The following is a 14,226-nucleotide window of genomic DNA, read 5'->3' as shown; positions in this document are numbered from 1 at the left end:
GTCAGTTTCCGTTCCGTCCCGCTGGTTGCCGGACTGCATCGTAGCCTGTCATCAACTGCCGGATACAAACCGGTATCTGAACCTGTTCGTTGATATTGACGAACTGCCGGTAAGCCTCCTCCAGAGCCTCTGAGTCTTTTGCATGACAAACATTAAGATATGGATCCGTAATAAAGCACTCTGATGATGTATCCGGCGCAACGCCACCTTCAAGAATATGCTCTCTTACAATGACTCTGATAGCATCTTTACTGTGTTGCACCGCATCGTCCAAAATTACCAGTCCGGCAGCGCTAAGTTGAGACTGGACGCGGACACGCAAAGACTCGTTTCTGCTTTCCAATATCAAAGGCCGGCTTTCAGGAAACTGGCTGGCAACGTTATAAGTGTTTTTGCTAAACACTGCGTCGGGTCTTGCAAACCATCTTCCGCAGGAAAAGTCCGCAACCGCAATTTGTGCGCTGACGGCCTGACTTGCCAACCCTTTACGACAAGCAAAAAACGATTGCAACATCAGCTCACGACTCCGCTTTTCGGCAAACTGAGCAAAGTCTTCCCGCTTCAGATACTTCGCAAAATACCTCAGCCGGTTTCGCTCAAAGTAATAATTACTGAATGTATTGGTGGCGTGAACTGCTCCCATCTTATGCTGAACACGGGCACTGGCAATAGCGTGGACTTCAAAACCGGCCTGCTTCACCCGGGTACACCAGTCCATATCGTCCCAGTAGATAAAATGGGCTTCATCGAACACGCCCGCTTCGCGGATTATCTCTGTACGTGTGACCAGACAACAGGCAGGTACATAGTCGCAGATCACAACATCAGGTAGCGAGTTATCATCTTTGTGGCCTTTTAACGGTGTTTTCACACCATAGTTTTCCCGGTCAATAAATGCACCGAGCTCCTGCAGAATATCAGGATCATCCATGGTACAGATCTTGGCACCGGCAACGCCTACCTCTGAATGGGCCTGTAAGTACGCGACCAGTTTGGGCAAGGTGTCGGTGTCGAGAAGAATATCGTTGTCCAGCAAGGCCACATAATCGCACCCGGTTTCCACTGCTGCACGCATGCCGGTGGCAAAGCCCCCTGCTCCGCCGGTGTTTTCTGCTTTTGCAATAAGCGTCACCTGTTTGCCGTACTCGCTTTCAATCAGCTGCTGACTGCCGTCGGTGGAGGCATTATCCACCACGATCACATTGATACTCAGTGAATCAGATTGTGTGGCCAACAGAGAATCGAGGCAGCCTTTCAGGTAATCTTTTTTATTGAAGTTGCAAACTACTGCCGTCAGGGAGACTGTCATCATGCACTCCCCTGACGAATAAAAGCTTTCACTTTTGACGGGTTTGCCCGGTTGCCAAACGCAAACCGGTGACGATCATCGAAGAAGTGGCCTGTTGCAGACGACTTTTCTATCCACTCAACAAATTTCTCATCGTTACCACGGAACAGAAAGTACAGAGCAGCGGCAAACTGATGATGGGCAATACCCTGCTGAATAATGTCCGGCTCTACACCAAATTGTGCAGCCTGTTCACAAGCAAGACAGATATCCCGCAGGCTTTGCTCACGGCGCTCTGTGCTACGCTGCGTTTGCGCGCCGAAGCTGTCAGGATGAATACGGTAACGCCCCAGTACAGCCGGCATGTAGTTGATGCGGGCATTCAAGAAACCGGCGTTTAAGATATAAAATGGATAATCCAGAATAATGCGGCAGTCTGTCGCAATGGTGCAGGCAAGATGGTTATGCCGGCGGAACATCACACTGCTGGCCTGCATGTAGGTGCCGTAGCGGATAAGGTGAGTGATGTCTGACTGTGGTGGTATGTGCTGCCAGTTGTAGAAAGTCTGGCTGTACAGGCGAATGGTTTCATTAGTTTGCGAATCGAACATATCAGACTCATGAAACACCATCTGGCATTCAGGGTGATTGTCGAGATAGTCCACCTGCTTTTGCAATTTACCCGGTAAGGCAACATCATCGCCATCCAGATAAGCAATGTACTTACCTCCTGCTTCACCAAGCAGAGTTTTCATATTTTCAGCCAGTCCCGCATTCTGCGTTTTAAAGATAGCTTTTAAGTGACTGAACTCCTGACGCAGCGCTTCAATTTCTTCGCGGGTGTTATCAGAGGATGCATCGTCACACACCACCACTTCATAATCGAAATCGACATGCTGATCCAGCACTGAACGCAGGCACTCCCCGATATAACGCTCAAGATTATAAGCCGGTACAATGACTGACAGTTTCATTCAAACACCACTTTTCTGCCTAACTGGCTAAACAAATCATATCCGTCCCAGTCCGGAGAAAAAGCAAGTGCATTCCCCAGAGGTACTACCCTGTCTATTCCCTGTATCGGCAACGCGCGGATAATCTTAAAAAGTGCTTCTTTTTCAAAGCCGGCGTAAGACAAAGTCTGCCAGCCTGCGTGGTCGTAACCGGCAATCGCCTGTACATCATCAATATGAATACAGAACAGCGTACTATGCCCCTGATGGCGTTCCAGCAAGACATGGTGCCAGTGATTAATATGTACAAGAGACAGATCACCGCATTGCTCTGCTGTACTTGCCGCACCATCAGCAATACACCACTGGGCAAGCACTAGCTGCTCGTTGCGCTGCACCATTGAAGGGGCGTGCTGAACCGCGATGCCCGACAGGGCGCGGATCAATGTGTTCCAGTTTTGCTTTTCTCCCGTCCAGAACAGAATGCGGGGAGAAGAACAGGCCTGTTGCTGAAACATATCGCATTCTCGCCATAATGACGATGCCATGGCTTCTGCCTTTTCATCAGCACTTTGCACGCTGTCACTTTTTAATGCATCCACGTTTATCAGTGCTGCTGAGAATCTATCGGCAAAACTGATGTCCCGGCATCTTGGCTTACAGGATAACCCGCGTATTTGCCTCACGCTGTCGTCTCCGCCCCATAACACTCTGGCATCCGCCAGCATGCTCACTGCCGGGCCGGCAGGGTCATCCCGCTCAAAATGGATAAACTGATTGCCGGCATGGAGGGCAGCATGTTCCGGCAGCAACAGCAAGTAGCGTAACTTTTCCAGCAGAACTGTTTGCACATCACTGTCTCTGCCTGATACCCGTACCAGATTTCTGTTGCCCATCAGCAAGGCGCAAATCCAGCTATAGATAAACATGGTGTCCACATTTGCCGGTGTGTAATGCACTACCAGTCCCAGCGGACGGTAACTTTGCTTTGCTATATTGGCTGTCAGCGCATTCAGATTACCTTGTCTGAGCCAGTGACCCAGCGCTATGAGTTCAGGATACTGGCGGCAGTCTGATGATGTCATGAGCTGGCGCGACAACGCAGTAGTAAATACCAGCACGTCAGCGGCACTGACAGCAAGATTTTGCGCACTGATTGCCGGCAAAGCATCAGCGGATACCGGTTCCTGCCGGATTAAGTCTTTAATCACACAACACCTCCGGCTGTATCACTGCAACCCCGCAATTCTGCTTTCGGCAACCGTCCCGTGACTTCGAAATAACGTCCTTTACGCCCGCAGGCACAATCGTCTTCCCCCATAATTCTGCCACGATCTTCAGTTAGTAAACTGTAGCCGGGATAACTGTGAGGCAACGCCGATATAACCTGAATTATACCGGGTTCGTCAGGGCCGCAGATTGCCAGCGTACGGGGATCGCGGATCACCACTTCTGCCAGAGAAGGTGCATGTAAGTGGCCTTCTTCACATTCCACAAATACACTGCCTACCTGCTCTGCCATACCGTAAAAGTTATGCACTTTTGTGATGCCGGTTACTGCGCGCACGGTATCTTTAAACTGGAGGTTACTAACCTGTTTGTCCTTAAGCTTTTTCCATCCGCCACTGTGAATAAGAATCCCGTCGGATAAATTAAGCGCAATACCGTCTGCTTTAAGCGCTTCCAAGAAGTGTAACCACACCATAAAGGTAAAGCCGAACACCAGCACCGGTTGTCCGGCATACTTATCTGCAAATTCCTTTACCGCCTGATGATTCAGCGACATATCGGTGTTCAGTGCATAGGTATGTCCGCGGCCAAAAAAAGCCATGCCGCCGACGCCGGCTCCCCGGGCTGAGAGATGAGGGCTTTTCAGTACATCCGGCGAATCAATGATCAGCATAGGCAAACGCTGTTTACCAATAAATTGCTGCATGATGGTGACCAGCGCTTTGGATTGTCTGGCACTGGTTTGTTTATCCAGAGTCACTTTCGCCGTCACCTGACCGGTCGTTCCGGATGACTGCAAGGTTTTAAACACATTTTGGGGTGCCACGCTGCTTAGATGCATCAGTTTGAAAAGCCGCACAGCCAGATAGGGTAAGTCGCTGTAATCATGGAAGGTCTCCCCTGATGACGCGAAAAGCTGATGATATGCATCACAATGTGTCAGATGATGCTGATGCAGCAATGACGTGACATGACACAGTAAGCGACTTTTCTCTGCCTGAGGCAGGCCATACACGGGTTCGCTGAGCAGCAGGTTATACGCGTCTTCATAGGACTTTGGAAAAGGCGCGGTATCAGCCGTTATCATGCTTATCCCTTCCTGCTTTCAAAATAGCCTGATAATCTGTTTTTCCGTTATCCAGCAACGGCCAGTCTGAAAATGCCCGTACCGTTAAGTAGGCAGGCGGCGCGGATACCATAGATTTAAGGCGACTTTCAGCTTTTGACACATCACTTTCCCGGCATGCTATGACAAGAAAGTTGTCCTCACCGGCCACTTTAACTTCCAGACCCTGCTCTGCAAATAACGCTTCCAGTCCGTCCAGATTCACCCGTTCACCGGCCAGTTTAATAATGCGTTTCAGGCGGCCTGTTATGGTGTAGTCGCCATCTTCATCGAAAAAGGCCAGATCGCCGGTATGAAGCACCAGGGGAGGAGTAAATGCTGCCAGATCATTATGATCGGACACATACCCCAGCATGACATTTTTTCCTTCATACAGCAGTTCACCCGTTACGCCGGGCTCACTGATAAGCCGGCCGTATTCATCACAAAGTGACAATTTGCCGCCCGGTATCGCTTTACCTGCTGCTGAAGGTTTGCTCAATACGGTATGTGGTTCGAGATATGCCATTCTCGCGGTCGCCTCTGTTTGTCCGTACATGATGAAACATTGCTTGTAATATTTATCGGCATATTCAGCGAGGGTTTTAACCCCGGCTTCTTTGAGCTTGCCACCCGCCTGAGTGAAATAAGCAAGTTCCGGCAATAACTGGCGGTCAAACCGTAAGCGAAGCAGCATTTCATAAAAAGACGGTACGCCGGACAGTGACGTCACCGCTTCATCTTTAAGCAACGTCCAGAATGCACGGTCCATTGGCGTGAGTGAAGTCAACCTGACTGTCGCCCCTTTTGCCAGATGGGTATTTAGTACCGACAACCCGTAGGAATAAGAGAGTGGCATGGTAAGCAGGGTTTTATCTTTTGATGTAACAGGAAGATAAGAACAGATAGAGGCCGTGTTCGCAGCAAGGTTTTCACGGGATAAAGCAACAAACTTTCCACCGCCGGTTGAACCCGATGTGGTAAGCAACAGTGCCAGTTCCCCGGCTACAGGTATGCATCGCTGGTGTTTTACGGTCAGGCTGTTGTCTGCCACCAGCAAATTGGGGGTGAGCCTGGTGATTAATGCCTGTTGTCCCGCTGCGGACAAACCAGGGTGAAACAGCACCACAGGAAAGCCCGATTTCAGACAGGCCAAGTAGCAACTTACAGAATCAACATTACCGCACATGGCCAGTGCCACTAACGGTCGCTCCACGGTGCTACTGAGTTTTTCCTGCCACTCTGCAATATGCCTTTGCAGCTCAGCGTAAGGGCAGATCCCTTCGTCTGTGATCAGTGCCGCCTTTTCACTGTTGCAGGCAAACACATCCTCAGGGAACACAACGCTCACGGATAAAATAACCCGTCCACGGGCAAGGTATGACCCGTCGTATAAGCCGACTGACGGGACAGTAAAAATACAACAGCCCGCGCCACATCACCGGCACGGCCAGCCCTTTTCATGGTAATTCTGGCTTCAACTTCAGCCCTGGCATCCTCTTCATAATGCGCGGTAAGCCCTGTATCAATGAAGCCCGGAGATACCGCATTCACACGGATCCCCACTGCCGCCAGTTCTTTCGCCAGCGATTTGGTTGCTCCGCTCAGCGCAGCTTTACTGGCACCGTAGGCACTCATGCCTGTAGCCCCCATTTCGCCAATCTGAGAAACAATGTTCACAATACTGCCATGACGGTGGCGTGCCATTAAGCGGCTGGCCAGTTGCATATGCTGATAAGGGGCAAGGAAGTTCACATTCAGCTGTGACTTTAACGCGTCCATACCGCTTACGGTAAAAGCGGCTTCTTCCATAATGCCGGCATTATTAACCAGGCCGGTTAACGGACCGATATCACTTTGATTCTGTTGTTTCTGAATTTGACGGAAGGCGTCTTTAACAGCTTTTTCGTCAGTCACGTCATAGTTCAGCGGGATCACCCGTGATTCATACTGATTTACCAGCGCAGCCAGTTTAGCTTCATTGCGCCCGGCAGCAAATACTGCGGCACCGGCCTGCACGCACTCATTAACAATGGCACGGCCAATATCACCGGTAGCCCCTGTTATCAGTACCGAGCCACCTTTAAGCAGGATAGATTCAGAATTGGACGTCATACTTTGTCAGGATCTCTTTCGCTTTGCCCACGGAACTCATATCAATAATGTCGTCGGTATCGAGCATGACATCAAAGGTGTTTTCCAGCTCGGAGATCAGGATCATGTGTGCAGTAGAATCCCACTCTTTAATAGTGTTGTAGGTCAGTTCATCCGTGACCATCTCTGTACTGATCCCCAGAGCCTGAACAAATGACTGTACGAGCTTTTGCTGATTATCCACAAAAAACCTCTTTATTGACTAAGACTTGCGCGGACGCGACAAGAAAGATTTCAGTGTTACAGTTTGCCGCTCATAGGCCTCTTTTTGCAAGCGCAAGCGCACAAAATCGTCCTGACCGCTGATTTCATAGCCCAACTGACGGTTATATTTCAGTGCGGCGTCGTTATCCGGTTTCACCGCCGCCGAAAATTCGGTCACATTGAAATGGGAAAAACAATAATCATACATCGCCAGAGTGGGAGCGAAAGCCAGAATGTTGCCCTGATAATCAGGTTCACCAATATATAAACCGGGCTCTAATACCCGGGCGGAGACTACTGTCTCTCCGATGACCGGCACTTTCACATTGGTTGAGCCAACAGGCCGCCCTTTGTATTCGATAATCCAGTGCATCTGAGACGGGTCGTGACTGATTTTTTGAAACCATGCAGCTTGTTGCTCCGCAGTGATGAGTGATGTAGACACCATCTTCTCACGCACGTAGTCGCTGTTCCGCCACTGCCTTAATTTATCCAGATCGCCCTCTTCCAACGGCCTTAAGGTAACCTGCCAGGCTTCAATACGTGGTGCCTTAACAGTTGACTCCTGCCTCATGGCTGAATGACCTCTGCGATAGCATTAAGGACATTAAACGCACCGTCAGCATGATACTTACCTTTTACTGCCTGCTGCATGGCTTCCAGCTTACCGGGTTGCTGCCAGAGTGCATGCACTGTGCGGGCAATCTCGTCGACAGGCACATCGCCGGTACAATCAAAGGTGGTACACCAGCCTTCCTGCTGAGCCTGCTCAGTCGCCGTTCTCTGGTTTTCTGCCACCATCAGCAGTACTGAAGGTGTTTCGCAGACGCCCAGTTCAAACTGACTGCCTCCGGCGGCACTGACAGCAAGCTTACTGTGCCGCCACACATCGGCCATATCCTGACAATTATGTATATGCTGAATCGCCAGCGGACTCGCCTTTATTGCCTCATTCAGTGCACTGATATTATTAAACGCCGCACCGGTAATTACCCGCACCGGCACATCATTAAGTACATCAGACAACGCATTAATTAACGGGACGGTCAGCCCTTTCGGATCGCTGCCGCCGATACAAACGGCGATGCCAAAGCGCTTGTCCTGTGGCGGGTTATCGCCCCGTTGAAATTCACGTCTCATCAAACGGTAATCAGGTCCGGAACAAATTTTTACTGCCGGGTTAATTTCCAGATATTGCGCATCCAGTGACGAAGTGGTGCTGTTTACCACCAGCGAGGCCTGCGCGACCTGACTAAGTTGCCCGTCATCCATGACCACCACAGGGATCCCTGCCCCGCGCAGTCCGCTCAATGAGACAGCCGGAATATCGTAGCCGTCAACCACAATAGCTGAGGCATTCATGCGCTGTGCCTGTTCTGTCAGCCAGCGACTTTCGTCATCATCACTACCACAGGGCACTTCCGTCACCGGATAAATCCAGTCGTTTCTTGCTACAGCCAGCGCCCTGCCGCCCTTATCTGTAAAAAAATGGCAGGGAATATCGAAGCTTCCGGCCGCCTGAGCCAGTGCCAGCGAACGCATCAGATGTCCCATTCCAATCGCGGGCGACACACTGACTCTGAATACTATAGGTCTCACTTAAACGTTCTCACTTCAGGGCTCTCATTTCTCCAGATGTTCCCACTTGAGCGCGGTGCCTTTTTTCAACGCGGTACGGGCTTTATTGCCGAGGACTTCCTGCCAGTGCTTTGGCGCAAGGCCAAAAGCCGGCCGGACGATTTTCAGGTTAGACTCATCCAGCGTGTCACCAATATTCACATCTGCACTAATATAAATTGAGCGGCGGTATTGTTTTGCCGCTTCCTCAGCCTGACTGCCTCCGTAGCGAACCTGCCCCATACCTTGCCAGGCCCGCTCAGACTCAGTCACCAGCATTTTGAGCTCTGCAGGCTCCAGTGAAAAAGCCGCATCCACACCACCGGCGCTACGATCCAGCACGAAATGTTTTTCAATAACAGTGGTGCCCAGCGCGACGGAAGCCACTGCCACACCGATACCGCCGGTGTGATCACTCAGTCCCACCTGACAGTGAAAAGCGCTGCGCATATTGGGAATAGTGTTCAGATTAGTATTGCCGGGGTCTGCCGGATAGGTGCTGGTGCACTTCAGCAGCACGATATTGTCACACCCGTTGCGGCGGGCACAGTGAACAGCCTGCTCAATTTCAGCAAGGCTTGCCATGCCCGTAGACATGATCAGGGGCTTCCCTTTACTTGCGGCACGGGCGATAAGCGGTAAATCAGTCAGCTCGAATGAAGCAATTTTAAAACAGGGCACATCAAGACTGTCGAGGAAATCCACAGCTTCACCATCGAAGGGAGAGCTGAAAGCGAGCATACCCAGCGCCTTTGCCCGGTCAAACAGCGGCTTGTGCCACTCATAAGGCGTTGCCGCTTTTTGATATAACGCGTGCAAAGATTCGCCATGCCACAAACTGTCTTTTTCTGAAATCACGAAATCGTCGGTAGCAACATCCAGCGTCATGGAATCGGCGGTGTAGGTTTGTAATTTAATAGCATGGGCACCGGCTTCAGCTGCTGCATCCACCATCGCACAGGCCAGCTCAAAGTCCTGACTGTGGTTGCCGCTCAGTTCTGCAATAATAAACGGAGGTTCATCCGGGCCGATTAAACGGTCACCAATTTTTACATCATGCACCGGCATTCCCCTCTAAGATATTCATCACGCCCTGTGCGATCTGCTCAGGTTCAACAGCCACATCTGACATGTCAGTGGCATACTCGGGCATCAGCGTTCTGGGATCGACATTGCCGCTGATAACCAGAGACGGCGTACCGGTGGCCGTTGCCAGCCACTGCGGCGCAGAAGGTACGGTTATCAGTAACTGACTTGCTTTAAGTTGGGATAACGTCTGGCGCATAGAACAACGCCCGTCAAATCCGGTCCAGACATGAACGCCCTGTGCTTCGAGAAGCGCTTTGAGCGCCTCTCCGTGCGGGTAATTCCGCTCCGCAGTTCTTGCGCCGGTCGCCATGGCAACCACAGGCTGGTTGAGACCGGCCAGATGACTGTCGGCTTCCACATCAATGGTCATGTCCATGTCGATAGTGCTGAATCCGCAACAACGCCTGAGATAAAATTCAGGATATCCCCGCTCAGGTACCTGCCCGTACTCCCACCAGGTTGTATGCCATTGTGCCATGCTCATCCAGCTGCTTTGCATATACTGAGCAGGTAAATTAACGTAATCCGGCGACAGAGTTTGCTTCTGAAATTTATCAACGAGTTCAGCCACACTGATACTCATGGTATTACCAACCACTGGTTCACCGGCATCTTTTAAGAAGCGGGCGAGGAAACACGGCATAAACCACGTGTCGAGATTGATGATCTGAGTATATTCTTCAGCCAGGATCTGTTCAGCCAGCCCGAGAAACGTTTGCATGGCATCTACGATGTTTTCCGGCCACTCTCCCTGTTTCAGCGCGTAAACGGTAATGTCCGGTTCTGCCAGCTTCAGTAACTCCTCACCTGCGGCATAAGTCAGTGCATGAATACTGGCTGCGGGGAATTTTGTTTTTACGTAGCGGATAGCCGGGATCCCCACACAGGTGACATCGCCAAGTCCCAGCATTCTGATTATGAGTATTTTTTCCTGCATAAATTTATTCTGTCTTTATATACGCGCGGTACATGAGTTCAGCCCTTTCCCAGTCTTCCGGTGTATCAATATCCTGTACCAGATGGCGGGGCAGGATAACGGGAATACTGGTAGGCGCAAACATAGGCTTATCTGTCAGCCAGGCAGAGGCTTTCCCCCAGTAAAACTGACCTGCATCGTGAAAACTTTCGGTCAAATCCTGAGAACGGGTAGCCATTTTGCTGGCATCGAAAGGAAGCACGCCTTTGCCATGTAACCGGATTGCCCGTTGGATTGGGAATGGAAACGTTGTGACTGAAAAAGCAAAATGCATGTCAGGATTGTCGTTCAGCCGTGACAACCCTTCTTTAAGGTATGTGGCACTTAGAAAAGGCGCTGTGGCATAGATACAACATACGTTGTCTACCTGCCCCTTATCGTCCTGATAAGAATCAATAGCATGACATACTACCGGCGCAGTGCCGGTGAAATCATCAGCCAGCGACGCCGGGCGACGGATAACATAACTGGCACCGTACTTTTCTGCGATAGCGGCAATTTCTTCGCTGTCGGTGGATACGACAATATCATCGAAAACAGCGGCTTTCAGCGCCGCTTCAATAGAATAAGCAATGAGCGGTTTACCGGCAAAATTCCGGATATTTTTACCTTTTATCCGTTTGCTGCCGCCCCGTGCCGGAATAATGGCAATGTTCACAGTAATACCTCTTTCAGACAGTCAATCACCTTTTGCTGCTCACCGTCTGTGAGTAAAGGATATAAGGGCAACGTCAGTGCACCCCGGTAATATTGTTCACTGACAGGAAAGTCACCTTCGCCAAATCCTAAAGCCTGATAATAAGGATGAAGATGTATAGGGATGTAATGAACATTTACGCCGATACCAGCGGCTCTCAGGGTATTAAAAATGGCTGTGCGCTGCGCCGGTTCCACTTCAATCATATAAAGATGCCACGCACTGTTGTTATCAAACAACGGGCGTTTTACCGGCAATGACGCCAGTGCCTCATGATATCTGGCTGCTCTGGTGCGTCTTTCTGCGACAAAATTGTCCAGTCTGCCCATTTGCGCCACACCTAAAGCCGCGTGTAAGTCACTTAGCCGGTAGTTAAAGCCTAAATGTATTTGCGCGTAGAACCAGGGTTCATCGTCATGTCCTGCCGGTATGGTTGCCGGATCTTTAGTAATGCCATGACTGGCATACAATCGAAGTTTATCCGCCAGTAGCTGGGAACCCGTCAACACCGCGCCGCCTTCAGCTGTCGTCACTGATTTCACCGGATGAAAACTGGTCACGACCATCTCGGAGTAAACACAGGAGCCGACACGGTTTCCATCGGCATCTTTACCTCCCAGAGCGTGGGCAGCGTCTTCAATGATCGTAATTTTCAGCGGGCGACATAAATCAGCAATCGCTTTCATGTCACAGCTACTACCCGAAAAATGCACAGCAATAAGCACGTCAGGCACGTTACCGGCAGCAGACGCTTTTTCCAGTTTAGCCGCAAGGGCATCCACACTTAAATTACGGGTGACAGGGTCAATGTCGACAAAATCCACAGTAGCCCCGCAATACAACGCCGCATTGGCAGAAGCCGCAAAGGAGTTCGGGACTGTCCATACTAAATCTCCGGCTCCCACGCCGGCGGCCAGACAAGCAATATGAAGTCCTGACGTGCCGCTGTTACAGGCGACTGCATATTTTGCCCCGGTATAGTCACACAAGGCCTGCTCAAAGGCAGGGACCTGCTTGCCCTGGGTCAGGAACTCATTTTCCAGCACCTGTACCACGGCATCCACATCTTCTTTAGCAATAGTGTGTTTACCGTAAGGGATCATGAGGTGAGCTTATCCAGTTCGCGAAGCTCTTTCACTGACAGAAAATGTGGATTTTTACCGGAATGATATTCAAACTTTTCTTCTGCGGCTTTACCACGCTCACCGGTGCGATTTTTGAAGTAATCCACATTCTTATCGAAGAAGGTAATGGCCGGCGCGATAACAAAGTGGTCATCGAACTCAATAGAATGATGTGCCATTTCTTCAGGCACCATGACCTCGTGAAGCTTTTCACCGGGCCGTATGCCGATGGTTTCGTATTCCCGTTTACCGCTCATGGCTTCCACCAGATCGACGATACGGATTGAGGGTATTTTAGGAACGAAGATTTCTCCTCCCTGCATGCGGGAGAAGTTTTTAATTACGAATTCCACCCCTTCATCCAGAGTGATCCAGAAACGGGTCATTTCCGGATGAGTCACCGGCAATTTGTCACGGCCTTCACTGAGCAACTGACGATAAAAAGGAACTACCGAGCCGCGGGAGCCGACAACATTGCCGTAGCGTACTACCGAGAACCTTGCACCGTTGGCTCCGGATATATTATTGGCTGCTACAAAGAGTTTATCCGAAGCCAGCTTCGTTGCGCCATACAGGTTAACCGGATTAGCGGCCTTATCGGTGGATAACGCAATGACCCAGGATACTTTATTGGCTATGCAGGCATCGATGACATTTTGCGCGCCGTTGATATTGGTCTTTATACACTCATTAGGATTGTATTCTGCCGCCGGTACCTGCTTCAGTGCTGCCGCATGGACCACGTAATCCACATCTTTCATAGCAGTGATCAGACGTTCTTTATCTCTGACATCACCAATGAAGTAACGCATGCAGCTGTCATTGAAGCGCTGCTGCATTTCAAACTGTTTCAATTCATCGCGGGAATAAATGATGATTTTTCGGGGTGAGTAATTTTTGAGTAAGTGACTGACAAACTTTTTCCCAAAAGAGCCTGTACCACCGGTAATCAAAATATTTTTATCATTGAACATATTCGTGTTCCCACAAAGCGTGAGCCCTAAGGCTGCAAGTCAAGATTCAGCGCATCATACAGCCAGACTTAACGGTATTTTTTTACCGCCTTCTGGCTTCTCAGAAATTGGCTGACATCGTCTTTAGCTGATTTTAGCAAAGTCTGCGCCATTTCTTTTAACATATTATTGACGGTAACTTCCTGTTCTGCAAAAGATCTTGCCGTTTCAGGGTCTGAATTTTCAAGGTGGGATTGAATAACCGTATCACGCCGGGTCATCAAAGACAGCAAAGTGCTGTAGCGGGCTTCTTCGTCATCGTCCGTCAGGCACTGCAGGATTTCAGCATTAATGTCTGCCAGCGCCTGAGGAGTAAACTCATGATTTAATTGTATATTCACACGGCCTGTCGTTTTTGACGCTGTGCTTCGTACGCTTCCTCTTTAGCGGCTTGAGGAATCTGTACCCAGGCATCACGAATGGGAGTTAACAGGCTAATCACTTCATCCAGGATCTGCAAGTCATTCCGTACGTGAGCTTCCCCGGTTCTCTCAATCATATACTCATAAAGTGAGTACATGTTTTCAGCAACTTCTCCGCCCACATCCAAATCCAGTGTGTCACGAAGATTCATCAGAATAGCCGTCACGCGGGAAAGAAACTCAGATTTAGCGGCAAATTCTTTACGCTCCATTGCGCCTTTTGCAAACGCTAACCGGTCCAGTGCGCCTTGCATCAACATAAGCGTCAACTTATGGGGATCAGCATTTGCGATATCTTGTTTCAGGTTACCCTTGCGGTATGCGTTTATGCCTGTCAGTGCCATTATAATTCCT

The 14,226-nt window shown here is 50.1% G+C and carries 16 protein-coding genes; all 16 read right to left on the bottom strand.

Features of this window, described 5'->3' with window-relative positions; all coding sequences use genetic code 11:
• Window position 1: 1 nt before the first annotated feature.
• The 16 genes from ACXAGC_RS12375 to fliS all read right to left on the bottom strand — a co-directional run bounded on the left by ACXAGC_RS12375 (window position 2) and on the right by fliS (window position 14,216).
• Window positions 2–1,312, bottom strand: a complete 1,311-nt coding sequence (locus tag ACXAGC_RS12375) for a glycosyltransferase family 2 protein (protein ID WP_474844648.1) — start codon at window positions 1,310–1,312, stop codon at window positions 2–4.
• Window positions 1,309–2,262, bottom strand: a complete 954-nt coding sequence (locus ACXAGC_RS12370) for a glycosyltransferase family 2 protein (RefSeq protein WP_474844647.1) — start codon at window positions 2,260–2,262, stop codon at window positions 1,309–1,311. The genes ACXAGC_RS12375 and ACXAGC_RS12370 overlap by 4 nt, the downstream gene beginning before the upstream one ends.
• The gene (locus ACXAGC_RS12365) at window positions 2,259–3,452 is read right to left on the bottom strand and encodes an acyl-CoA reductase (protein ID WP_474844646.1); all 1,194 of its coding nucleotides are present in this window, start codon (window positions 3,450–3,452) and stop codon (window positions 2,259–2,261) included. The genes ACXAGC_RS12370 and ACXAGC_RS12365 overlap by 4 nt, the downstream gene beginning before the upstream one ends.
• Complete coding sequence (locus ACXAGC_RS12360) at window positions 3,449–4,558, bottom strand: LuxE/PaaK family acyltransferase (protein ID WP_474844645.1); 1,110 nt, start codon at window positions 4,556–4,558, stop codon at window positions 3,449–3,451. The genes ACXAGC_RS12365 and ACXAGC_RS12360 overlap by 4 nt, the downstream gene beginning before the upstream one ends.
• Window positions 4,545–5,927, bottom strand: coding sequence for an AMP-binding protein (locus ACXAGC_RS12355; protein WP_474844644.1), 1,383 nt, complete (start codon window positions 5,925–5,927; stop codon window positions 4,545–4,547). The genes ACXAGC_RS12360 and ACXAGC_RS12355 overlap by 14 nt, the downstream gene beginning before the upstream one ends.
• Window positions 5,924–6,691, bottom strand: coding sequence for an SDR family NAD(P)-dependent oxidoreductase (locus tag ACXAGC_RS12350; RefSeq protein WP_474844643.1), 768 nt, complete (start codon window positions 6,689–6,691; stop codon window positions 5,924–5,926). Before ACXAGC_RS12350 ends, ACXAGC_RS12355 begins: the two co-directional genes overlap by 4 nt.
• Entirely contained in the window at window positions 6,675–6,914 is a 240-nt protein-coding gene (locus ACXAGC_RS12345; protein ID WP_474844642.1) for an acyl carrier protein, read from the bottom strand. The genes ACXAGC_RS12350 and ACXAGC_RS12345 overlap by 17 nt, the downstream gene beginning before the upstream one ends.
• Window positions 6,915–6,932: 18 nt before the next feature.
• Complete coding sequence (locus tag ACXAGC_RS12340) at window positions 6,933–7,508, bottom strand: GNAT family N-acetyltransferase (protein ID WP_474844641.1); 576 nt, start codon at window positions 7,506–7,508, stop codon at window positions 6,933–6,935.
• On the bottom strand, window positions 7,505–8,533 hold the full coding sequence (gene pseG, locus ACXAGC_RS12335) for a UDP-2,4-diacetamido-2,4,6-trideoxy-beta-L-altropyranose hydrolase (RefSeq protein WP_474844640.1): 1,029 nt from the start codon (window positions 8,531–8,533) through the stop codon (window positions 7,505–7,507). The genes ACXAGC_RS12340 and pseG overlap by 4 nt, the downstream gene beginning before the upstream one ends.
• 24 nt (window positions 8,534–8,557) lie before the next feature.
• Window positions 8,558–9,613, bottom strand: coding sequence for a pseudaminic acid synthase (gene pseI, locus ACXAGC_RS12330; RefSeq protein ID WP_474844639.1), 1,056 nt, complete (start codon window positions 9,611–9,613; stop codon window positions 8,558–8,560).
• Complete coding sequence (locus ACXAGC_RS12325; RefSeq protein ID WP_474844638.1) at window positions 9,606–10,577, bottom strand: glycosyltransferase family 9 protein; 972 nt, start codon at window positions 10,575–10,577, stop codon at window positions 9,606–9,608. The genes pseI and ACXAGC_RS12325 overlap by 8 nt, the downstream gene beginning before the upstream one ends.
• Before the next feature lie 4 nt (window positions 10,578–10,581).
• The gene (pseF, locus tag ACXAGC_RS12320) at window positions 10,582–11,274 is read right to left on the bottom strand and encodes a pseudaminic acid cytidylyltransferase (protein WP_474844637.1); all 693 of its coding nucleotides are present in this window, start codon (window positions 11,272–11,274) and stop codon (window positions 10,582–10,584) included.
• Complete coding sequence (pseC, locus tag ACXAGC_RS12315; protein ID WP_474844636.1) at window positions 11,271–12,416, bottom strand: UDP-4-amino-4,6-dideoxy-N-acetyl-beta-L-altrosamine transaminase; 1,146 nt, start codon at window positions 12,414–12,416, stop codon at window positions 11,271–11,273. Before pseC ends, pseF begins: the two co-directional genes overlap by 4 nt.
• A complete protein-coding gene (pseB, locus tag ACXAGC_RS12310; protein WP_303574400.1) occupies window positions 12,413–13,411 on the bottom strand; it encodes a UDP-N-acetylglucosamine 4,6-dehydratase (inverting) in 999 nt (332 codons plus the stop codon). The genes pseC and pseB overlap by 4 nt, the downstream gene beginning before the upstream one ends.
• A 68-nt stretch (window positions 13,412–13,479) precedes the next feature.
• Window positions 13,480–13,791 (bottom strand): hypothetical protein, encoded by a 312-nt coding sequence (locus tag ACXAGC_RS12305; protein ID WP_474844635.1) that lies wholly within the window; start codon window positions 13,789–13,791, stop codon window positions 13,480–13,482.
• The gene (gene fliS, locus ACXAGC_RS12300) at window positions 13,788–14,216 is read right to left on the bottom strand and encodes a flagellar export chaperone FliS (RefSeq protein ID WP_119500530.1); all 429 of its coding nucleotides are present in this window, start codon (window positions 14,214–14,216) and stop codon (window positions 13,788–13,790) included. Before fliS ends, ACXAGC_RS12305 begins: the two co-directional genes overlap by 4 nt.
• Between the last annotated feature and the right edge of the window lie 10 nt (window positions 14,217–14,226).

It is taken from the genome of Alteromonas sp. AWJ4_197, from assembly GCF_056160285.1.
Note: the sequence above shows the minus strand (reverse complement) of the source record. Positions and strands in the feature narration are given on the sequence as shown.